Annotated in this window: 25 protein-coding genes; 16 read left to right on the top strand and 9 right to left on the bottom strand. The window is 44.0% G+C overall.

All coding sequences use genetic code 11. The features are described 5' to 3' along the window. The 4 genes from BFC18_RS07035 to BFC18_RS07020 form a co-directional block, all read left to right on the top strand. On the top strand, positions 1 to 406 hold a 406-nt coding region (locus BFC18_RS07035; RefSeq protein WP_211481016.1), incomplete at its 5' end, for a hypothetical protein. Between the two features lie 113 nt (positions 407 to 519). Continuing rightward, positions 520 to 789 (top strand): Asp23/Gls24 family envelope stress response protein, encoded by a 270-nt coding sequence (locus tag BFC18_RS21605; RefSeq protein ID WP_139138968.1) that lies wholly within the window; start codon positions 520 to 522, stop codon positions 787 to 789. A 278-nt stretch (positions 790 to 1,067) separates the two neighbouring features. Next, the gene (locus BFC18_RS07025; protein WP_070124720.1) at positions 1,068 to 1,346 is read left to right on the top strand and encodes a type II toxin-antitoxin system RelE/ParE family toxin; all 279 of its coding nucleotides are present in this window, start codon (positions 1,068 to 1,070) and stop codon (positions 1,344 to 1,346) included. Beyond that, entirely contained in the window at positions 1,346 to 1,639 is a 294-nt protein-coding gene (locus BFC18_RS07020) for a HigA family addiction module antitoxin (protein ID WP_070124717.1), read from the top strand. The genes BFC18_RS07025 and BFC18_RS07020 overlap by 1 nt, the downstream gene beginning before the upstream one ends. Before the next feature lie 103 nt (positions 1,640 to 1,742). Here BFC18_RS07020 and BFC18_RS07015 read toward each other — a convergent pair whose 3' ends face one another. Further along, positions 1,743 to 2,024, bottom strand: coding sequence for a type II toxin-antitoxin system RelE/ParE family toxin (locus BFC18_RS07015; RefSeq protein WP_070124715.1), 282 nt, complete (start codon positions 2,022 to 2,024; stop codon positions 1,743 to 1,745). After that, on the bottom strand, positions 2,021 to 2,305 hold the full coding sequence (locus tag BFC18_RS07010) for a type II toxin-antitoxin system TacA family antitoxin (RefSeq protein WP_070124713.1): 285 nt from the start codon (positions 2,303 to 2,305) through the stop codon (positions 2,021 to 2,023). The genes BFC18_RS07015 and BFC18_RS07010 overlap by 4 nt, the downstream gene beginning before the upstream one ends. A gap of 213 nt (positions 2,306 to 2,518) precedes the next feature. Here BFC18_RS07010 and BFC18_RS07005 point away from each other — a divergent pair, with 213 nt between their 5' ends. From BFC18_RS07005 to BFC18_RS06990, 3 genes are all read left to right on the top strand, one after another. After that, a complete protein-coding gene (locus BFC18_RS07005) occupies positions 2,519 to 2,797 on the top strand; it encodes a type II toxin-antitoxin system RelE/ParE family toxin (protein ID WP_070124712.1) in 279 nt (92 codons plus the stop codon). Beyond that, a complete protein-coding gene (locus BFC18_RS07000) occupies positions 2,797 to 3,093 on the top strand; it encodes a HigA family addiction module antitoxin (protein ID WP_070124710.1) in 297 nt (98 codons plus the stop codon). The genes BFC18_RS07005 and BFC18_RS07000 overlap by 1 nt, the downstream gene beginning before the upstream one ends. Before the next feature lie 528 nt (positions 3,094 to 3,621). After that, positions 3,622 to 4,260 carry a hypothetical protein gene (locus tag BFC18_RS06990; protein WP_070124708.1) on the top strand — a complete coding sequence of 213 codons (639 nt, stop codon included), beginning with the start codon at positions 3,622 to 3,624 and terminating at the stop codon, positions 4,258 to 4,260. A 119-nt stretch (positions 4,261 to 4,379) separates the two neighbouring features. Here BFC18_RS06990 and BFC18_RS06985 read toward each other — a convergent pair whose 3' ends face one another. Both BFC18_RS06985 and BFC18_RS06980 read right to left on the bottom strand, forming a co-directional pair. Further along, entirely contained in the window at positions 4,380 to 4,670 is a 291-nt protein-coding gene (locus BFC18_RS06985) for a type II toxin-antitoxin system RelE/ParE family toxin (protein WP_070124707.1), read from the bottom strand. Then, the gene (locus tag BFC18_RS06980) at positions 4,663 to 4,884 is read right to left on the bottom strand and encodes a TA system antitoxin ParD family protein (RefSeq protein ID WP_012518669.1); all 222 of its coding nucleotides are present in this window, start codon (positions 4,882 to 4,884) and stop codon (positions 4,663 to 4,665) included. The genes BFC18_RS06985 and BFC18_RS06980 overlap by 8 nt, the downstream gene beginning before the upstream one ends. A gap of 373 nt (positions 4,885 to 5,257) precedes the next feature. Here BFC18_RS06980 and BFC18_RS06975 point away from each other — a divergent pair, with 373 nt between their 5' ends. The 7 genes from BFC18_RS06975 (at position 5,258) to BFC18_RS06945 (ending at position 9,620) form a co-directional block, all read left to right on the top strand. Continuing rightward, the gene (locus BFC18_RS06975) at positions 5,258 to 5,815 is read left to right on the top strand and encodes a PEP-CTERM sorting domain-containing protein (protein WP_139138967.1); all 558 of its coding nucleotides are present in this window, start codon (positions 5,258 to 5,260) and stop codon (positions 5,813 to 5,815) included. A 189-nt stretch (positions 5,816 to 6,004) separates the two neighbouring features. Further along, positions 6,005 to 6,238, top strand: coding sequence for a hypothetical protein (locus BFC18_RS06970; RefSeq protein ID WP_070124704.1), 234 nt, complete (start codon positions 6,005 to 6,007; stop codon positions 6,236 to 6,238). A gap of 645 nt (positions 6,239 to 6,883) precedes the next feature. Next, positions 6,884 to 7,183 (top strand): hypothetical protein, encoded by a 300-nt coding sequence (locus BFC18_RS06965; RefSeq protein ID WP_070124703.1) that lies wholly within the window; start codon positions 6,884 to 6,886, stop codon positions 7,181 to 7,183. 461 nt (positions 7,184 to 7,644) lie between these two features. Next, positions 7,645 to 7,878, top strand: a complete 234-nt coding sequence (locus tag BFC18_RS06960) for a hypothetical protein (RefSeq protein ID WP_070124702.1) — start codon at positions 7,645 to 7,647, stop codon at positions 7,876 to 7,878. A gap of 109 nt (positions 7,879 to 7,987) precedes the next feature. Beyond that, a complete protein-coding gene (locus BFC18_RS06955; protein WP_070124700.1) occupies positions 7,988 to 8,242 on the top strand; it encodes a PspC domain-containing protein in 255 nt (84 codons plus the stop codon). Between the two features lie 76 nt (positions 8,243 to 8,318). Further along, a complete protein-coding gene (locus BFC18_RS06950) occupies positions 8,319 to 8,927 on the top strand; it encodes an HAD-IB family phosphatase (RefSeq protein ID WP_070124699.1) in 609 nt (202 codons plus the stop codon). A gap of 21 nt (positions 8,928 to 8,948) precedes the next feature. After that, on the top strand, positions 8,949 to 9,620 hold the full coding sequence (locus tag BFC18_RS06945; RefSeq protein ID WP_070124698.1) for an HAD-IB family phosphatase: 672 nt from the start codon (positions 8,949 to 8,951) through the stop codon (positions 9,618 to 9,620). Between the two features lie 32 nt (positions 9,621 to 9,652). Here the strand turns inward: BFC18_RS06945 and BFC18_RS06940 are convergent, their stop codons facing one another. Further along, positions 9,653 to 9,874: a hypervirulence associated TUDOR domain-containing protein gene (locus tag BFC18_RS06940; RefSeq protein WP_070124697.1), complete on the bottom strand. Its 222-nt coding sequence runs from the start codon at positions 9,872 to 9,874 to the stop codon at positions 9,653 to 9,655. 143 nt (positions 9,875 to 10,017) lie between these two features. On the opposite strand from BFC18_RS06940, the gene BFC18_RS06935 reads away from it, so the two are divergent. Both BFC18_RS06935 and BFC18_RS06930 read left to right on the top strand, forming a co-directional pair. Then, positions 10,018 to 10,617 carry a class I SAM-dependent methyltransferase gene (locus tag BFC18_RS06935; RefSeq protein WP_070124695.1) on the top strand — a complete coding sequence of 200 codons (600 nt, stop codon included), beginning with the start codon at positions 10,018 to 10,020 and terminating at the stop codon, positions 10,615 to 10,617. Between the two features lie 219 nt (positions 10,618 to 10,836). Further along, positions 10,837 to 13,317, top strand: a complete 2,481-nt coding sequence (locus BFC18_RS06930) for a patatin-like phospholipase family protein (protein ID WP_070124693.1) — start codon at positions 10,837 to 10,839, stop codon at positions 13,315 to 13,317. Between the two features lie 61 nt (positions 13,318 to 13,378). On the opposite strand, the gene BFC18_RS06925 is transcribed toward BFC18_RS06930, so the two are convergent. From BFC18_RS06925 to BFC18_RS22005, 4 genes are all read right to left on the bottom strand, one after another. Beyond that, positions 13,379 to 14,569 carry an NRAMP family divalent metal transporter gene (locus tag BFC18_RS06925; RefSeq protein ID WP_245680355.1) on the bottom strand — a complete coding sequence of 397 codons (1,191 nt, stop codon included), beginning with the start codon at positions 14,567 to 14,569 and terminating at the stop codon, positions 13,379 to 13,381. Positions 14,570 to 14,714: 145 nt separating this feature from the next. Continuing rightward, complete coding sequence (locus BFC18_RS06920; RefSeq protein ID WP_070124689.1) at positions 14,715 to 15,182, bottom strand: hypothetical protein; 468 nt, start codon at positions 15,180 to 15,182, stop codon at positions 14,715 to 14,717. Then, complete coding sequence (locus BFC18_RS06915) at positions 15,182 to 16,342, bottom strand: PepSY-associated TM helix domain-containing protein (RefSeq protein ID WP_070124687.1); 1,161 nt, start codon at positions 16,340 to 16,342, stop codon at positions 15,182 to 15,184. The genes BFC18_RS06920 and BFC18_RS06915 overlap by 1 nt, the downstream gene beginning before the upstream one ends. Before the next feature lie 84 nt (positions 16,343 to 16,426). Further along, positions 16,427 to 20,296, bottom strand: coding sequence for a S8 family serine peptidase (locus tag BFC18_RS22005; protein ID WP_070124685.1), 3,870 nt, complete (start codon positions 20,294 to 20,296; stop codon positions 16,427 to 16,429). Positions 20,297 to 20,649 lie beyond the last annotated feature (353 nt).

Genomic DNA, 20,649 nt, shown 5'->3' with positions numbered 1-20,649 from the left:
GGGTGTTAGGCATTTTGGATTAAGCATAATGAGTTTTAAAACACTCAGTTCCATCACATCAGTTGTCGCATTCATATTGTTTGCCAACTTTCTAGTCTTCCCTGACTTGTTATTTTACATTTTTGGCGTTGAGGGATCCGATAGTGCATATTTCATTGGGAAACGGCTATCCGTTTTATTTTTTGGCATGTCCATTTTAACTTGGTTTAGTCGAAATGCGGAACATTCTGAGGCGCGACAAGCAATATCCTTAAGTATATCTATATCCATGTTTGCAATGGCATTTCTCGGCTTATTTGAGTATTTTCGGGGCTTTGCAGGCATCGGAATATTAATTGCTGTAATCACAGAAATGTTAATTGGGTATCTGTATTTTAAAAAATGGAACAGCGGTAAAAATGCCTAACAAATGCATTAAATCGCTCGCAAGCTCGCTGGGACGCTAACACGTGGGCTGCGTCACTTCGTTCCTAATTTTAGCCCACGTGTTATCGCCCTTTATGCGGGTGTTAGCAGCCAATGAGCCCTTTATTTAGACTACTAATAATTATTGAAACTGTCGTTTGCTTTGGCCCTTTGACCATATTGCTTGCTATGTCTTTAATTCTGGTGCCTGTGGCATTTTCAGAGGCCTTTAACGGTTCGTTTTGGTTGCTGCCTGTTCTTGCGCTACCAGTCTTTGGTTTCTTAGGGCTATTCGCTATCATTAGTTTGGTTCTGCATATTTTTGAACCGACCAAAGTATTTAAAAAATGTCCAAGTTATTTTTATTCACCGCAGTGGGAATAGTGGCTTTATTATCAATAATTCCGCTCTTAGAAGGGGCTTTCTACAGCTATATAATGGTATTTTTCCCGCTGCTGGCAACAATGCACTTATTTTACCTTTCGCGTGCGGTTTGGCATATTGGCAGCTAACAAACAAATTAAGTCACTCGCTTCGCTCGCTGGGACACAAACATGGCGGCTGTGTCACTTCGTTCCGATTTCAGCCACCGGGTTTGTGCCCTTTTTTGGGGTGTTAGGCGTCAGGTTGTACCGCGTTGCGCAATACGCTACACTCTTCCCATGATTAAGTCATTTAAACATAAGGGCCTGAAGCTGTTTTTCGAGAAAGGGAAAACTTCAGGCATACAGACTAAGCACGCGAAAAAACTTTGCATGCAGTTAGCTGCTATCCATACCGCACAAGATATTGATGACATTAATTTGCCCGGATTTTCTCTTCACCAACTCAAAGGAGAAAAATCAAATATTTGGTCGATATCAGTCAACGGCAACTGGAGAGTAACTTTCGAGTTCACGGATGGTAATGCTTACATCTTAAATTACGAGGATTATCACTAATGAATATGCACAACCCACCACATCCCGGTGAATTTATTGAGTCTATCTACATGGAGCCACACGGCATAAGTTGCCGGACACTTGCAACCCATCTTGGTGTTGCCGCTTCTACACTAAATCGTATCGTTAAGGGTAAAAGTGCAGTAACGCCAGAAATGGCATTAAGGCTGTCAAAGGTATTAGGTCGCAGCCCTGAAAGTTGGCTTAGTATGCAAGACAACTATGAACTTTGGCAGGCAAAGCAAAACATCAACTTGGATAATGTGCAGCCAATAGATCTGCATGTCTCCTAACAATCACATTAAATCGCTCGCAGGCTCGCTGGGACAATAGCACGTGGGCTGCGTCAATTCGTTCCTAATTTTAGCTCACGTGTTATCACCCTTTATGCGGGTGTTAGTTGCCTACAGGAAATATTTGCTTTTGGTGTAAAACCCTTAGAATATGGATTACGTCTTCTTTTACGAAGTACGAAACTATCATTGATACCTCTGGAATAATTAAAAGCCGCCCAGGTATACCTTCTCTTTCGACGCCCATCAAAGGGTGTTGTATGAGGTTTTCAACTTTAGCCTCAATTATAGTGTCTGCTTTTTCCGCCGCAATTGGATTAAATTCGTATAAAAATTCGAAAATCACCTCTCGATCGTCCAATGAGTCTTTTTCCCAAACGATCATTTTTTGGCTCTATTTCTAATTTTCATCTTCCTCGCTTCCATGTCCAAGGAAGCTTCTTCATGAGTAACGAACTCACTTTTCCCGTTATCCAATTTGCTAAACGCGGCGTTAACCTGTTCGGTAAGCCATTGGTCATGAGTCATAATTTTGCGTTGCTGCTCAGCTAGTTCTTCAGTAAGCTCTCTGCAGGCGTCACTTAAAGTTCGCCCTTGGCTTTCAGCCATTAATTGAGCCAGCCGTTTCGTTTCTTCGTCAACTCTGAATTGTATGCGGGTATCCATTTTCAGCTCCGTTTCGGTGTACACACAAACGTTAGCACAGGGTCTGAGCCTACGGCAACTAACAGACGCATTAAATCACTCGCTGGGACAGTAACAAATGGGGTCTGTCGCTTCGCTCCTATTTTAGTCCATGTGTTTCCGCCCAAAAGTAGAGTGTTATCGGCGTCGAAAATCCCACTAGCAACTCGTAACCCATGGGGTTACAATGAATGCATGATTAAGAGTTTTATTCATAAAGGCCTTCAGAAGTTTTACGCTAAAGGAACCACATCAGGAATTCAGAAGAAGCATGAAAATAAGCTTCGTCTGATCCTGTCCAATCTCGATCAAGCCGAAACGCCTGATGACATGGATTTGCCCGGTCTTTATATGCATAAACTCAAAGGTAATAAAAATGATATTTGGTCTGTTAGAGTGAGTGGTAACTGGAGAGTGACTTATCGCTTTGTTGGACGAGATGTCGAAATCGTTAACTACGAGGATTATCACTAATGAATATGCATAACCCAGCACATCCCGGTGAGATACTCAAAGAACTTGTTATTGAAGCTCTAGAACTCACTATCACTGATGTCGCTCAGCATTTAGATGTTAGCCGCAAAACACTGTCAAAAGTTCTTAATGGCAAAGGAGCCATCACCCCAGAGATGGCACTTCGTCTGGAGTTGGTCTTTGGTAAGCCTTCAGCTGACCATTGGCTACGTTTGCAAAATGCTTTTGATTTATGGCAAGCGCGACAATATCAAAGTTCTTTACATGTCTCTCCCTACAATCTGGCGGCGGTATAAAGGCGCGTATAACAATCACATTAAGTCGCTCGCAGTTTCGCTGGGACATTAGTCTTGAGCAAACTAATTATGGCACTGGCTTTCAGCTAACCCACGAAAATGCGGAGGCTAGCATTTCACAGGGAGTCATTGTGTCTATGCAAACTCAGGGGCGGTGCGATTGGATTTAGAATTGGAATTTAGACAAGGAAATTCCCAGTGAATAAGCAACAATTTCTAAGTGAGCCTGGCGTTCGGTCTTTTATTGGCTGGTTCATTAGCAAGATGGACGCCGGATTTGAACATACCTATTGCTTAATACCTAAGGGTAAAAAGCCGGTCACAGAGCTTTGGTCGTGTACGAGCATCTTCAACGCATTTGAGCAATACCATTGGCCTTTTAGCTATAAGAATCTAATGGGTGACCGAGAAGATACTATTAGTGGATGAACATTCTTAGATAGCAAAAAAGCTATTGGAGAAATACAAGAATACCTGCAAAAGTCTATTTCAAACAATAACAATGTCGGTGCGATTAACGCCTGTAAAATGATCCTTGATTGGGGCGGAGTTCTAAGCAGGGGTAGAAAGGGGAAAACCAACGAAGACAAGCTCAGTGAAATTGAAAATAGATTCGGTTTGATTGATTATTTAGATCAGGCAAAAGAACTACTAGCACTAGAGGATGCATCTACAGGCGGAAGCTTTAAAATTACTGATGCCCAAAATAATGCCTCTGTGCTATTAATGAATTCCGGCTTCACTAAGATATATTTAATATTGATAGATAATTTTGTTATATATGATGGTCGAGTAGGAGCGGGACTGGGACTACTTGTATCACAATTCAAAGGACAGCGGCCTATGACAAACATTGATGCGCTGATGTTCGCTTACGGAGATGCAGCTAAGTCCAGCAAGTGCATAAACAACAAAGTCAGGAGAAACCCTAGCGAAGGGCAAACGATATTTGGAAATATATTCCAAGGTCAAGACCAAGACAAAAAGAGCTTGAAGCATATACAAAACAATCTCAAAGCTAGCTGGCTTATAGATTCGATAATAAACGATCTACCTGAAGGGTCGAATATTCTAGCAGAGTCTAATCCCGTGCGCGCACTAGAGGCGGCCCTGGTTATGATAGGTAGTTGCGTTCATGTTAAATGCGCAAGAAATAAAATTGCATAACAAATCAACGCCGACGGACCAATCTCCGTTCCGTCAAATTTGGGGTTCACTGCACTCACTATACCCCAAATTTACCTCCACTCCGGTTGGCCGCTGATTGAGGCGTTTTACGCAATTGATCAGAATAACTTTTTAACATCGCGATAAAAGTTTTCATGAGAGCCAAGAGCTATCAATTCAAGTATTACAGTGCCATCCTCGTAGCTGTAACAAAGTAAAGTTAACTGCTTGACCATCTTGAATTTGTACACACGAAGAAAGGCTAGGTCGCCTTTTTTCTGCTCACCTAGAAGAGGATCGGCCATTAGCTCCTTAACAGCTTTATCCAAATCTTTTTTCTGATTCTGATGTAACTTTTTTACTGCTCTCTTAAAATTAGCTGTCTGTAAAACACTGGTAATTTTAGCCAAAATCGTAAGGCTCCAATTTTCCAGCCTCTTTTTCGGCTTTGGAGATAATTGCCTGTTTTACGAATTCGTAAGGCAAATCTGGGTTATCTTCCATCATTTCACCTATTTTAGCCCAATGCTCTATCTGTTTTGGCATAGTTCGGTTTAGTGCTTTGCCCATAATTGTAGCTTTCTCAACTAGATCTTGGTCTAGTCTTACGCTCGCGGTTGCCATAATATGTCTCCTAATGGTTCGTCATCACATTGTAGCAATGCGCTACAGTTGTGGCAAATTGCGTAGAGCAAGCACATTAACTCGCTCGCAGGCTCGCTGCCACGCTAACGCATGGGCAGCGTCACTTCCTTCCTGTTTTTCTACCCATTTGCTCGCGCACTTTATTTGGGCGTAAGGCGGTAAAATAGGAGCATCAACCCACTGTGAATTATTTCTAAAATTGGACAGACACATATGGTGTCGGTAATTTTTACACTTTTCATGATTTAACATGGTCATAAAAAAATAAATATATTAAAAACATCGGGTTGTAAAAGTGGTAATATTATTGCTGTTATTCGTTTATGTCTTTAAAACTTTTGGAAAAGTGGAAATGAAAAAAATTGTTTCTTTGTTATTGTGCTTAGCCGGTATGGGTAGTTTTGCTAATGCTGGCGTAATAACTAATTTTAATGCTATTTATGATTCTGGGTTGGGGCAGATTCAATATAACTTTGACTTAGTTTCTGTTGATGGCACTTCTCCTGACGGAGTAAATCAATTATATTTCAATTACAATCCTGAAATTTCACCTTTTAACCCATCCACCTCCATCGTGTCTGCGACATCGGTCAACAATTTGATCACATACAATTCAAACGATGAATTTGCCATTCAGTTTGACTCCTTGCTAAATGCTACAGCGATAAACTTTAGCCTAACGTTAGACAATATTACAACTTCAGAGTTGAGTTCGTGGGGTGATTTTGAAATTTATGTTAACCCTACGTTCCTTTCGGGTAGCCTGACTGGAGAAACATCTTATTCATATGGGATGAGTACACATTCGGAAGCCTCTCTGTCTGTAAGTGTTCCAGAGCCAGCATCGATTGCATTACTTGGCTTAAGCCTTGCAGGAATTGCTTTTTCGAGAAAAAAGAAAAGTGCTTAACTAAATAGTCATCAATCCAACGCAATGCCTCGGTATTTTCCGGGGCTTTTTTGTACCTGACAAATTAATACATTCGCTCGCAGGCTCGCTGCATCAAAACATGTGGGCTGTGTCCCTTCGTTCGGGTTTTATCCCACGTATATATGCCGGTTATTTTATTAGGGTGTTAATGCCTTTAGGATTATTGAAATGGCTTTCTCTGAATCAGAAAAAAACTCCTTATTAAGCGTCAAGGGCGTTGGACCAACAGTCATCAAGCGATTTGAAGAAGTCGGGTTGGATTCTTTTGAAAACCTCTCTGCACACAATGCCACTGAAGTTGTGAATCTTGTGTCTTCTATGCTTCACTCTAGGTGCTGGAAAAATACGAAAGCAGTCGAGGCTGTTGAAGCTGCTATTAACAAAGCGAAGGAAAGCATTTAATTTAGGTTTTGCTGAATTAACCAATCCGTATGCCGCGGATTGTTTAACTTCGCATAATAATCACATTAAGTCGAGTTACTGCCTTTAAGGGCGTTATACCCATCATTAGATTATGAAGATTTATTGCTTAACTATCGGAATATTCTTATTAGTTGGATCAGCTACCTTGCTGTTACATAGGATTCAGTTTATATGTCGAGCAAGAACAGCAAGCGCGGTTGTCGTAGACAAAATCTTTCGTAATGCGAGTAGCGAAACGCGTTCAAGTAGAGCGAAGGTTTTGAAGCTCAGCTACGATCATCCGTCTTTTGGACCAACAAATTATGTTTGCGATACCAGTATTCTTACGCCACTTTTTGATATAAATGACAAATTAAAGCTATCCATCTTGGGCAATAAGGTGTTAATAATCCACTGGCTTTATGTGATTCTAGCACCAGCGTCATTGTTGGTTTTCGGCATTCTATGCATTTATATGTGGTATAAAATATAGTGCAAGGCATAAAAATCAACTCAAGTCATTGACGGACTCGATGGAACAAAAACGCAATGTTTTTGTCATTCCGCTCCTAACGTTTCAACCATGTGCTTCCGCCCCTAAACAAGGTGTTAGCTGATAAGTTCAACTATTCATAAGGAATATAAATGCAAGATGCCACGTTAAAATCGACTACAGCCACAGTTCAAAATGGTGTTGCAAAAGCTGATGGAAAATTTTGGATTACTGAAACTGAAATTCATTTTTCCCCATATAATAAAGACTTTGGACTTGGACCTCTTAAAATTGAAAGGAGCTCAATTTCAAAAGTAGAAAAATGCTCTGGTAAAGGTGCGGGTATTCTGCCTATAACAACTGATGCAATCGAAGTGTCATTACTTGATGGCAGTTCATTTCAATTCATAGTGTCAAATCCTAACGAATTAATTGTACTCCTGGGAAAATAACCAGCTATTAGAAAATTAAGCGGCTAGCAGGGACGCTAAAGCATCGGCCCAGTCGCTTCATTTCTAATTTTAGTTCATGTTGAGCCCATTTCATATGGGCGTTTTGCGCTGATAGGATGCTTACAAATGAAAAAAGTTTCGAGGGTACTTTTCGCTCTCTTGCTATCAATAAGTGTCTCAGGGTGCGCAACGCTTGATATCAAGCCTTGGACCCTCGATGATGTCGTTGACAATATTTTTTTGTCATCTATTACTGGTAATAAAGTTGCTAGGGGCAATCGCTCTCAATGCAATTAAATTAAGATGCAGTGCTCTGCTTCAAACTACTCAGAGCAAACAATTAATGGAGAACTACACTTACCAACGTCAAGAAAATACGAACTATTTCCAGCCTTCGATGGAAAGAAATTAATTGGCCTAAAACACATCGTATTATGTTTATTCAAAGAAAAGGAGTTCCGATGACTGAAAAAGAGATAACCGACCTAGTGAGAAAGCACAGTGCAAAGCCATTATTTGGAGTGATTTTCACGCTATCAATTTTAATGTTTATCGTCGGTAAGGACACAGAAATTATAGCGATAAGTGTGGGCATCTTTGGTACCAGCGTAGGGGCCTGTATGTATATCATCAGAAAAGTTCTCATCGATGTCTTTAAAAATAAAGGAAGTTCATCGCCTATTTCCCCAAATTAAAGGGCGAGGGCAGGAAGGCTATGTCGGTGGTTGTCGCTGTTTGATAGGGATTGGCAGTTAGGCTAAAGTACAGAGACCGAGTTCAAATGATAAGAATCAAGGATGTCTTATGGAAACAAGGAAATTTTCAGTTCTCACGCGAGGCGAGCGCGGCGTTATCGCAGGCGTGTGTTCAGGCCTCTCTGAATACTTCGGGTTTCGAAAGAACTGCCTTAGAATTGCGTTTGTTGTCTTTTCATTTTTCTTCGCTTTACCGGTAATGATTTATCTTACGCTCTGGTTAATTTTACCTAAATACCCAACCAGTCAGGCTATGGCCAGGCAACTACGAAGACAAGCGGGGCGTTTGAGTCACGACAAGTGATGAAGGTCGTGGTGATGAAGGTCTACCGGCGCTTCACAATAAGGCCATGATCCCAAAACAAAGAACAGTGTTTTAAATGAAACTAGTTTTAATCGACTTTGATGGCACTATCACCACCAAAGAGGTTTATACAAAATTTGTTTTAATGGCTACACACCCAATACGATTAGTTTTGGCTGGGCTACTCATTTCACCTGCCATCGTTTTGTATAAATCAGGGATGTTACCGGCCAATAAAATGCGTCCACTGGTAGCCAGGGCTGCGTTTTTTGGTGTATCGGAAAAATCGTTAACCGAAAAAGCAGAGCGTTTTGTGGAAGATTATGTGCCCACGGTGCTTCGAGCTGACATGCTTGATACTATTCGTGGGCATCAAGAAAATGGTGATCGTGTGGTTGTCGTTTCTGCATCAATATCGCCGTACTTGAACATTTGGTGTAGCCAAATGGGCATAGAAGTGTTGTGCAGTGATTTGGTAGTACGACGAGGGCGCTTTACCGGCAGATACCGCTATGGTGATTGCAGCCTTCACAATAAAGTTGAAGCGGTTAAGCGTCAAATCAATCTTAGTGATGTCTCACATATCACCGCTTACGGCGATACCCATGAGGATTTTGCCATGCTTGATATGGCAAACATCGGTGTGTATCGCGGTAAAGCCTATGTGAAAACTACCGGCGTATGAACATGGCCTTTATATAGTCCAATGCTTGATAGGAATTTGGTTCTAGTCGATTTCGACAAAACGATAATTAATCGAGACACCGGCGACGCGTATATTCGTTTTATGTTGAGGCGTAGCCTGCTGAGAATGATCTGTGTCGCGCTATTTTCACCGCTAATAATCCTGTTCATCTCGTGTAATAGAACGAAAAAGTCAGGCTTATCAATACTGCTTTGGTTGCTCACCGCAGGAATGGGGCGGCGAAAGCAGGCTGATTTAAGACGCCAATTTATTTGCGCGTATCTGGTCGAACCCAACACGCGTATATTTGATTCTGCGATAGAAGCGTTAACGCAGCATGTAGAGCAGGGGGATGAGGTTGTTATTGTGAGTGGCGCTTCTGCTTGGATGGTTAAGAGAATTGTCGCAGCTTTACGCCTGCCGGTTTCACACTTCCTGTGCTCCCAAGAACGGGCCTATATGAGTGGGCGCATTAGTCAGTTTCACTGTTACGGCGCAAATAAAGTGAATGCAGTAGAAAGTCACTTTAATCTACAAGGCTATTTTCAAGTTATCGGTTATTCAGACAGCGCTTCCGACATTCCTTTGTTAGCGCTGTGCGATAAGCGAATAGTGATAAACCCAACATCGAAGTGCCGTAAGCGTTTCGCAACTGCATTTGGAAACCACGTTGAGGTGGTGAAATGGAAATAATTCGGCTTCCAAAGCGTGCCGAATGCTTCATATTAACTGGAAGACTTTTTGATCTCACTGTGTGATTTTAGCACTTTGCTGCCGTCATCCTGCTCTATGAGGTAAGCCGGGTCGTCGTCGCTCGCTTTGCGGGTAACTTTTGACCCCTGTAGCGTTTTTTCCACATCCTCATTATATTTTTTTCTAATCTTGCCTGACGCAGAACCATTACCCCATTCCCATTCAACTTCAGTGTTAATCGCAAAATTCTTCATTTAGTGATGTCCTTTAAAGTATTTGGGATTTAAACCAGTAAGACTGCGTGTAAGATCAATGAATTATTGTTAATCGAATGAAGGCTGATAACATCGAGATAGAAACGGAAACATCTTACTGATTTACGGATAAGGAATGAAGGATGACACCAGAGCAAACAGGGTTAGCCTACGACCAGATTACTCACCTATGGACGCGGGATGATTTTAATCGTAAAAACGGTGTAGCTCAGCATAGAAAAGCGATAGCGTTTGCCAAAAATAAACACAATGCGCTGGATGTTGGCTGCGGTTGTACCGGGCGTTTTATTGATTTGCTGCTAGAAGAAGGCTTCGCTGTGTCAGGGATAGATATCTCAGCGAATATGGTCGCACTTGCTCGCCTACGTCATCCGCACTTAGATTTTTATCACACCGATATTTTATCGTTCAGCTCGAGTTCCCGATTTGATTTTATCACAGCATGGGACAGTATTTGGCATGTGCCACTACGTGAACAGGGGACTGTGCTTGCAAAAATTGTTTCCCTTCTTAAACCCGGTGGCATTTTCATATTCACATTTGGTGGTACCGACGAAGAAGGCGAACATTGTAATAATGCAATGGGCCCACAGGTGTGCTACTCAACGTTAGGCACGAATGGCTTTATAGACTGCCTGATGGCATTAGGCTGCAAAATAAAACACCTTGAATCTGACCAAATGCCTGAATTACACACTTATCTCATTGTGGAGAAAATCTGAGAAGTAAATTGGTCAAATGGCCTGGTTTATTTTTAATCATTTCTATAGGATGGCATGCGATGGAAACGCAGTGTTTGCCATTCGGGCTATCAGCAAGGGATTTGCTTTAGAGGCGCGGTTCTCTCTCGCTTTGTCTTACTGGTTTTCTTCCATCCATTTCAACTTTACTTAACGTTTAGGCGCAATGCCTGTTATTCAATTTTTTAAAGGACATAAGAAATGGGTAAAACTTTGAAACTTGGCTTCGCTATGGGCGGGGGCGTTTCTCTAGGTTCATTCTCTGGCGCAGCACTTACGGAGTCAATCAAACTCGCTTTGTTATACGGCACCGATAAAGACGGTAACCCCTACGAAAACGTCGTTGTAGATGTGTTTTCTGGTGCCAGTGCTGGTGCAATGAGTTTAGGGGTGATGTTACGGGCACTCGCGTTTCCAGCGAAGGACACTGTGGTACGGCAAGCGGCCTGGGAGAAACTGGCAACCGACTATGAAATCGATACCGCGTCATGGACAGATAAAAAGCGCAAAGAGCAACTCATAGATGCTGAACTTGCTCAGCAAAAAATGAATAAGATCTGGACTGAAGAAATTACCCTCGACAAATTGCTTGAGCCTGAGGAAGAGGGATTCCCGCCATTAGTAAAACAAGCCGGAATTTTAAATAAAGCGGCAGTGACGAATATTGCGAAAGAATATCTGTTTCCTGATAACGGTGATAGTTACAACGAACAAGACAAAGCAACGCATCCTGTTTTGGCAGACAGGGTGTTGTATAGCTGCAGTATTTCGAATCTGAATCCAATTATCGCCAATGTGGATGCGAAGTATCTCAAGGCGGTCAGCGATGATGAGCAGCCTGATTTAGCGTCTGCCGACGCGTTAACGTCTAAATTTCACCAGGAACACCGAATCTTTGATATTAACTTTGGTTCGGTGTCTAACGATAAATTTTCAGATACGGATATTCACCCTAAGCGTTGGGTTCGCTTTCATTGGGGCGGTAACATCGATAATGTCGCGTTTGATATTCGCGCAAGAAAGGACTGGCGGCATATTGTCGCTACGGCCATTGCAAGTGGCGCATTTCCGGCGGCATTTGAACCGGTATCCCTTAGGCGTTGGCAGTGGGAATATCCCGCAGGCTTATGGATAGACCCATCTGTGAGTAGTTATGTTTACACTTATGTCGATGGCGGTACATTCGCCAATTCTCCGGTAACCGAAGCCTTTAAGCTAGCGTCGCATATCGATTCTATTTCCCATTTAAACGATAACGCGCCTTTTGAACGTCGCATTATCTTTGTTGACCCATTTGTTGGCGAGGAGGTATCTTATAACCTTCCTCATCTTAAATCTTTCCGTGACCAAAAGCCGCTGTCGTTGGTCAGTACCTTTGATGGCAACGATTTACTGTCGCTTACTTCCTTAGATAAACTACTTCCTGCAGGAAAGAGTTTACTTGGTGCAATTCATTCTCAAGCCTCTTCACAACATCACCATCGTAATTTTCAAATTGCGAATAAGCTCAAAATGCGAAATGAACTTAGGGATATGTTGGCGAAAGGCGTCGTTGCCAAGGAACAAGAATTTTTGGATTTACGCGACAAACTGGGCGTACTGCTCAGCCAGTTTTCAAATAAAGCGCTTATTCCTACCTTGTCTGCAAGCGTGGCGAATGAAATTGAGCGGCTTGCCCGTGAACCGGGTTCACTAGTAAGCGCACTGGAGGAACACGGGAAGGAAATAGCAACATCAACGTGGGATGTCATTACCGGTAAAGGGTTAGAGCATGTTGCTATGCAAGCCATGTTGTTTAGTTATATCGACTTAATTGCTGATCTGGAAGCGAAGAGCCGAAACAGTCAGTTGATCTCAATTGCCCCATTGGATTTTGACGACAACAATGAGATCAATAAAATGATATTCCTTCCCGGCTCTCCGCTTGCGGGATTTGCGGGCTTTATGTCAGAACTGCCAAGTAAGTATGAAGTAGAAGTGGCTCGCTATTGCAGTTTTATCAAACTTCGAGAATCCCTTTTGCTCCCCAAAACACTGGCGCCAGCGCCCGTAAATACACATCCAGGAGAGTTTACTGATAAGGCCGCATTTGACGAAGAATACAAAGGCGGTTTGAAAAAACTCGCTTATCGAGTTGGAGAACTTGTCAGCACCTCAAATTTCATCAATCTGGGTTGGGCCAATGACGTCGTACTGACCTTCATCAAAAGTCGCATTGAAAAAGCGATAAAGGAATTGAGTTACGTAAATAAGAAAACCGAATACGAGTTTCGCGTAAGGGTTGATAATAAGAAGTTTGAACTGGATGGCAAAGGCGTTGCCGATAATGATCGACACCCAGTGATGTTGTCTGAAGATGCAAAGGAACTCTATCTTATCTGCTTTGCCGAACGGGATTGGGCCATCGATGAGAGTGAAACCGCTGCATTAAAATGGTCGGGTTATTACATTGAAAATGGGGAATTGGGTATCGATTTCGATTCCTGGGCATCTATTAATGATAATGACTTTGTTCAGATCCCTATGCCTAGCGACAAACAGCTCGCGGATGCGGCAAAAATTGCAAATCCCATCTTCTATACGAAGGACGTGCTTAAAAAAGACAACAAGCCGAGTACCCATGCGCTTAACACGTTTTGGGAACTTAGAAATGAAGTAACTCCGTATACGGATTTACTTTAATGGTAAGCCTTTGTGCTAAAAAACGAGCAACAGTAAGGAGAGCGGCTTTATAGCCGCTCTTTTAAAGAAACCACTTCCAGGCAATGAATATGGCTAGAAAGCCAAACAGATATGCCAAACCAATGTAGCTCAAGGTTGTGACTAAAGGCCCGGCTTTAACGCTGTCATGCAGTTCAGCTCTGTGCACCAGTTTGTGATTCAGCAAAGCAAACATGGGCGTGGTTATGAAGGCTAGCGTCATGGCAAATCCCAGCATGGCGAGCAAGGCAGTTTTGAAAAACAGCACAATGATAAAACTTAATACGGCAACAAGAGACAGTACCAGAACAACATTACGCTCTGGCATTTCTTTTTTACCATTTAATAGCAGAATGGCCTCGGTTACGGCCCGGGAGTAACCATCGTAAACGGTGAGTGCTGAACCGAAAATACATAAAAATGCCACCACGGCGATAAGCCAGCGCGCCCATTCACCAATGGTGCCCGCATACAAACCCACAAGCTGTTTGGAGAAACCGATGCCGCCAGATGCGAGCGCTTCACCACTTCCATGCAGTACCAGTGCACCCAGGGCCAGAAAAACCAGCGCAAGGATCATGGTGGTGAAGTATCCAAGGTTAAAATCAAATAAGGCAGACTTCGCGGTAACGGCTTTTTCTTCACACTGCTTTTTAAGCCATAAAGAGGTAATGCCGGATATCTCAATGGGGGCCGGCATCCAACCCATAGTAACCACTAAAAAGCCGATAGCGGCCATGGTCCAAGGGGAGGGCGACACGTAATCATCGGGTGCTACTGCGCCGTTTTGCCAAGCAATGAATGTCGCTGAAATTGTAGCGATGACGAGGGTGATCATGATCGCCTTCGATATCTTCTCTAGTGCCGCAAAATGACCGCCAATGAGAATAACCAATATGGCGATAAGAATAACGGCGGCAAGCAGCGGAACACTGATATCCATTGGCATGAAATAGCCGAGAAGACTGGCTGAAAACATCAATAACGCCGCCGAATTCACGACAGCTGAAATGATGTTCAACAATAATGCCGTAAGCAGATAACCTTTACCCAAGCGAAGATAGCCCGTTTGCAAGGTTTCACCTGCGCTGATGGTGTAACTCACCCCCGCACGGAAAAAAGGGTACTTAAGCAGGTTTACAATGAAAACCAGTAAAGCAAGTTGCCAGCCGTAGATTGCGCCCGCTTGTGTTGAGGCAACAAGGTGGCTGCCGCCGATTGCGGCGGTGGCCATGAGAACGCCGGGGCCAAGAAGTTGAGTAAGGTTACGTAAGATATTTAAAGAAAATGTGGGGTGTGCCAACTCTGTGTTCCTGCTACAGATCCGTAATTAAAAACGCGTTGGCACAGTTTACATGAACAGTTTAAAAATGCAGAGGTTAAACGTCGCTCAGGAGGTACGATGGAACTTGCCATGCACCCTGATGCAGTTTTCCATCCCAGGTTTGTAGTGTGATCCACACCTTATCACCGGGTTTGATAACTTCACTACTGAGTCCATGTACGTGTTGCCCGTGTTTCGTACCGTGAAGTACGCCAAGCTCATAAGACTGCGCTTCTTCAAAGGGCAGCGGCGACTCGCCAATGTTTAAAAAGGCCATACGAACGTCATCAACACTGCCTTGCTGAAACATAACCAGAAAGTCTTTTACGAATAAGCCGTCGTGCTGGTAGGGCATATCTTCATCATAAGGCATCGCGGTAAGCGAAAACTCACCGGCTTTAATTTCAGGTAGCATGGCGGGGAACTCCGGATTCAGCGCCTTGTAGATGAAATAAATAGGCAATGCCAGAATAAGCCCATTGATTAAATAACGAAATGAGGATTGCTTTTGTAAACGCGCCATTATGCCTCCTGAATGGGTGAGGTTGCGTTACGTGTTTGGGGCTTTTTAAGCTTATTCACGCGTAAGTACCACATGATAAAGCCGCTAAGCGACATACCGCTAAGCAATAAGCCAAACACAAACCAAATGATTTTCGTCCAAATACCACCAATAGTGCCATAGTGCAGTGGGTCGGCAATATGCAATATGGTTTGTGCAGCATTCATGGTTGCAGGAGAGATCGTCTGCGTAATCTCGCCGTTCCACGGATTAATCGCCAATTGGAAACTGGCGGCGTCGTAGAACGGATTAGCGCCACCGCCATATACCTTAAAGGTGTCGCGGTTGTGTTCAGGTAACATCACATATCCTGGACGAAAGCCTGGAAACGTTTGTTCAGCCTGTTCAAGCGCATTACTCAAGGTTACCGGCATCGCTGGTGTACCGTTTGCTTCAGGTGACAACATAGGTAATGACTGCACGGAAAGGTGTTCGGGCCAGGGATCGATCTCTACGTCGTTTTGCCATAGGACGGCTTGAATCAAATACCACAGCCCGGTGGCACTCATTATGAGAAGAAACCAAAGCGACCAGACACCAGCTAGCTTGTGCAAATCCGCCGTTAATGTGCGCGGGCCTTGATGACTCCTGAGTTTGGGATTGCGATAAGCCTGCCAGAACTTCTTGTACACCAACAGACCCGTAACGAGTGCACCGAGCATCACGATTGATAATGCGGAAACCAGGTAATAACCCACACTGTAGCTGCCATGCCATGGAAAATATAACCAGCCGTGCAGTGTTCGCATAAAGTTGATAAACGTACTGCCGTCGTTAACTTCTTGAATTTGATGAAGGTAAGGATTCACATAAGCGACGGCATAGGGTTTGTCGTCTGCAGTAAACATCACCTCGTGCACCATGTAGTCTTCGCGAACGGCAACGCCGGTTATATCTGCAGAAGGGTAGGTTTCATTTACCAGTGCAACGGAATCGGCAGCAGTCCATGCTGATGTGTTTTCAGGGTTTGTGGCACGTACATTGGCATTAGTCAGCCAAGCAAATTCGTGACTCAGCACGGCGACGGTGCCGGTAAGACACACAAAAAAAAATAAGATCCAGACTGGCAGAGAAAACCAGCCGTGAAGTTGAAAAAGGAAGCGATTAGACACCCGAGCCATGAAACCCCTTTATAGCTATTGTTATTAGGATAAAGTGGGATTCTAGTGAATATCGCCTCCAATGCAAATGATATTGATTCTTTTTTACTTAAAGCGACCTCTTCGAGCCACCTTGCGCCATGCAATAAGCGGAACAAGTAAAAGAGTCATCATGCCAAAGCTACCGCCGCCACTGCTTCCACCATTACCTCCAGAACTGCCACCGGAAGATTGTGCCGTAACACTCACCGATACCGTATCAGTTACGGTATTAGTACCATCAGATACGGTAACAGTATAAACAACGGTTGACCCCGCAGACGCACTTTGTGCGGTTTCAGAGAAAACTGCACCGTCTGTACCGTTAATGGTGAAAGATAAGCTATCGCCTTCAGGATCGGTCGCGGTAGCTCGTATAGTAATTGTTCCGCCGACAACAACCGAAGAAGGCGATGTAATCGAAAGCGTAGGGGCCTGATTCGCCGCACCTTCAATTCGTACGCCAGTATAAGGTGCGGTACTTTCACTTTGCGTGCCTGGAATGTTTGTCACCGAGGATGTGGTATTGAATACCAACGATGCCGGCGTAGCGTTGTCTTCTACACGTACAGTAAAATTAAGTGTGGAAGCCGCTTGCGTTTGCGCACCTAAAGATTCGGAATCAGGCTGCGTGACCTCCCAGATGATCTGATCGCCTGTGAGCATGCCACCGTCAGATATTGAACCTTCAATGAGTGTGACGGTATCAGGTAGGGTAACTGCAACACGATAATCTCTGTCTTCACCTGTCGTATTGTTGGCAATATTGACGTTGATCGTTTGCTCGCTACCGAGGGCGACGATACCGTCGTCTGGTACTGAAAGATAAACATCATCCTCACCCCTGGTAATTTCAACGTAGGTGATACCAATATCGTCTGGCTCTGATGCAGTAGACCCCAATGCGAACGCACCAAAGTAACGGGTACCTGGTTCGCTTGTATCCAAGTCCCAGAGCACTCGCAAATCGAAAGCGGTAAGAGCAGGGTTACTTTGAGGCCCACTTACTGTGAGATTTCCTTCATCGTCTTCATCAACAACCACATAGTCAAGTTGGAAGCCATCTTCACTTGTAGTTGCAGCATTCCAGCCTTGAATCACGATAAACCAGGTTCCAGCTTCAGGACGAAGAATATCAACAACCTCATCGGATTCTGTTGAAATACTCTCAGCGCGAATTTCATCCTCGCTAGGCGAACCGTTGCCGTCAGCGTCGTAGGCGAGGTAGAGATCAAGGTCGTTTGCTGTGGCATTTAACGTTTCAGCGTATAGTCTAAGCGCATTCTCGCCTACTTCAACGTCTACAGCGACGATCCCTTCGTTGGTGTCGAACAGGTCTTCAGGTGTAGGGTCTTGATTAATTGTCAACATATCGCTGGTGAGAGGTGTGAGGCCGTATGACTCGTAATTGAAAGACTCAATCTCGGCAGCAGTTATATCTTTAAGCAGACGACTATCTGCGTCTCGCATCGCATCGAAAGCGACAAATTGAGGAATCGACCCATTTGAAGCATATGCAGCAACCGGCAAGTGAAGGTTAGGAGAGTCATTACTAGAAAGTTGTACCGAACCGAAAGCCCATTCATTGTTCGTGGAATTCAACGTATCAATGGTAACTGTAATCGTTTGAGACTCGCCGGCATTAAGGGAGAATGACGTTGGACTTACTGCGATACTCAAACCGTTGGTCAGTGCCAGAGTTGAAACATTCCAACTTGCTGAGCGCGTAGCGGTAAAGGTTCTGGACCAAGAGCAGGAAACCAGACAGCTTTCATCTACAATTGCCGGCGTATTAAGTGAACGGGGTTCACCGCCTTCTTGCGGATTGGCTGCCAGGTAGTTTGCCCGGGTCTCATTCATGATGAGTCCGGTTTGAGTAGCAACATCTATTTGCAAACGACCCGCTCCCATATCAAACCAATCTGCAGCTGTTTGCTGATTTTCAATTTGGATATCGGTTTTTGCCGTTAACATCATTGCTGAACGAATGTTGTCGGGAGTCCAGGTTGGATGGTCTTGTTTCAGCAGCAGCGCAGCGCCGGCCACATGGGGACTGGCCATCGATGTACCAGATGAATAGGCAAAATCCGCAGGGGCATTGCCAGACTCTTCATGACCGTAATGTTCGTCAGCCCATGCCGCATAAATTTCTGCACCCGGTGCTGATATCATGGGTGTTAGCGTGCTGATTGACGTATTTGGCCCGCGAGACGAAAAATTAGCGACTTTATCGGCGGTTTGCTCATCGACAATGACTTCTGCTGTCGATGCAGTAATTGTTGCAACATGACCGCTCCCTGAGTCCAACCAGGTTTTTAGTCTGTCGCCATCATCTGCATCAATATGAATTCCGGGAATAACATAAGCATCATTTGCTAAGAAACTGTCGCCGCCTTGTACATTCGCAAGAACAAAGCCCTCAGCACCGCCGCTTTGTACATTTCTTGCCTTTTGAATTCTGGCAATGTCACCACGGTCGCAGACAACAATCTGGCCACTAAAGGTATTCGCTGGGAAAGGTTCTAGACACTGTCCAGCATCACCTTGGGGATCATTCGGGTTTGTAAAATCGCCAGCATATACAATGGGAGCGGTAATGGCGCCTGTGTTACTAAAACCTGTGAGCGTAGCAAGAGAAGTCGCACCACCGGAAAAATCAGTAAGTGACTTCTCGTACGATACAGTTATGCCGTGTGTAGTTGCCGCAACAGCGGTAAGCCAGGGAGCGTGTTTATCTGTGGTTGTCGCTGATGGGCCATCATTACCCGCGGAGTGGGCAAGAAAGATGCCGGCAGAGTGTGCATTCAACCATGCGGCATTAACTGCCGATTCCCATGGAAAATCGCCGCCAGATATAGACATATTAACTGAATCAACCACACCGCTATCAATAATATCCTCTAGCGCTTGAAGAATCACGGAGTCCAAGCAGCCTGTATAGGTATCTTCGTCTTCACCAGGATAACAAACCTGATAAGAAATGATGTTAGCATGAGGCGCAACACCAGATAATTCTTCAAAAATGTAACCTGTTTCTATACCGCTACTTGCCGCCACATCATATTCAGGGATAACTTCGGCGACATTATATAAGATGTTACCTGCGGCCGTTGCAGCTACATGTGAACCATGCCCGTTGTAATCTTCACCATTACTAGGGATTGGCGTTGTGAACACATCAGAATCGTTGTAGGCGCTAACAATCGTAGAATAACTGTACACACCAATAAGCTTGTCGTTGCAAAGGGATGGGAAATCACCAGCACAGTCACCTAAATAATTGCCACTACCTAGTGGATTGGTATGGTTATAACCGTCGTCACCCACATCAGCAAAAGAAGGATGATCGGAATTAATGCCAGTATCAAGTATGGCAACAACCATTCCCTCACCAAGTACATCGCTACCGGTAACGGTTTCCGAGCCGTTCCACATCGATGGCGCACCAATGGTCTCAGGCCCTACATAGGCATCGAGTTTACGGATATTATCTCGATGTACCTTCTTTACGCCTTGAGTATTTTCGAGGGTTTTCGCTTGCTTTGCTGTCATTTTTACGGCAAAACCATTAAACGCCAACTGGTACTCTGCTAGCGGCGTGGGTGAGGTACCGTCTTCATTCAGATAGCTTAGGACTCGCTGTTGTCGATTTTTCAGATATTGCCGGTACTGCTTTACAGCATTACTGCGAGTGTTGAGCTTTCGTTGGGAGCCTGAAGCGCTTGTAGAGTGATACCCTTCAATATTCCCGGTGTACGTCGCAACTGGCGACTCTTCTAGTTCAACAATATAGACAGCGTCGCCAGACTTGTGCTTTGCAATATCACGTACTGCGCTGTTATTGCTGGGGGAGCCATCGCCTGCGAAAACGGGCTGCGAAAAAAATAGAGTAAAACTCAGCGCACATGAAACCGCACCGGCGATTCTGTAATTCATAACATTCTCCTGTTCAGGCGCTACTGAAGGACAAAACATTCCTGCAAGATAACTCAAGCTTATCTCAGATTTATAATTTTTCCGTTTTAATTTTTATCCAGGTAAAAATTGGACTCTATGAAATGTACTACAAATAGTATGAACGATCAGTGAACGAGCTTGCCACTTCAATTACTGTCTTAAACACAAAAATGTTTCCCGTTCTTTTTAATAAGTTTAATGAAATGTAAATACTCTAGGATAAGTGTTTTGATATGGAGTGATATTTGGGATAGCTAATCTTTAAATTGGAGGTGTAGAGGGCGAATAAGCAAGGCCATTACAGCGAAACCACACTAGCATATTGAGTATCG

This window comes from Alteromonas confluentis (assembly GCF_001757105.1).
GTDB lineage: Bacteria > Pseudomonadota > Gammaproteobacteria > Enterobacterales > Alteromonadaceae > Alteromonas > Alteromonas confluentis.
This window is presented reverse-complemented; position numbering and strand designations above follow the sequence as displayed.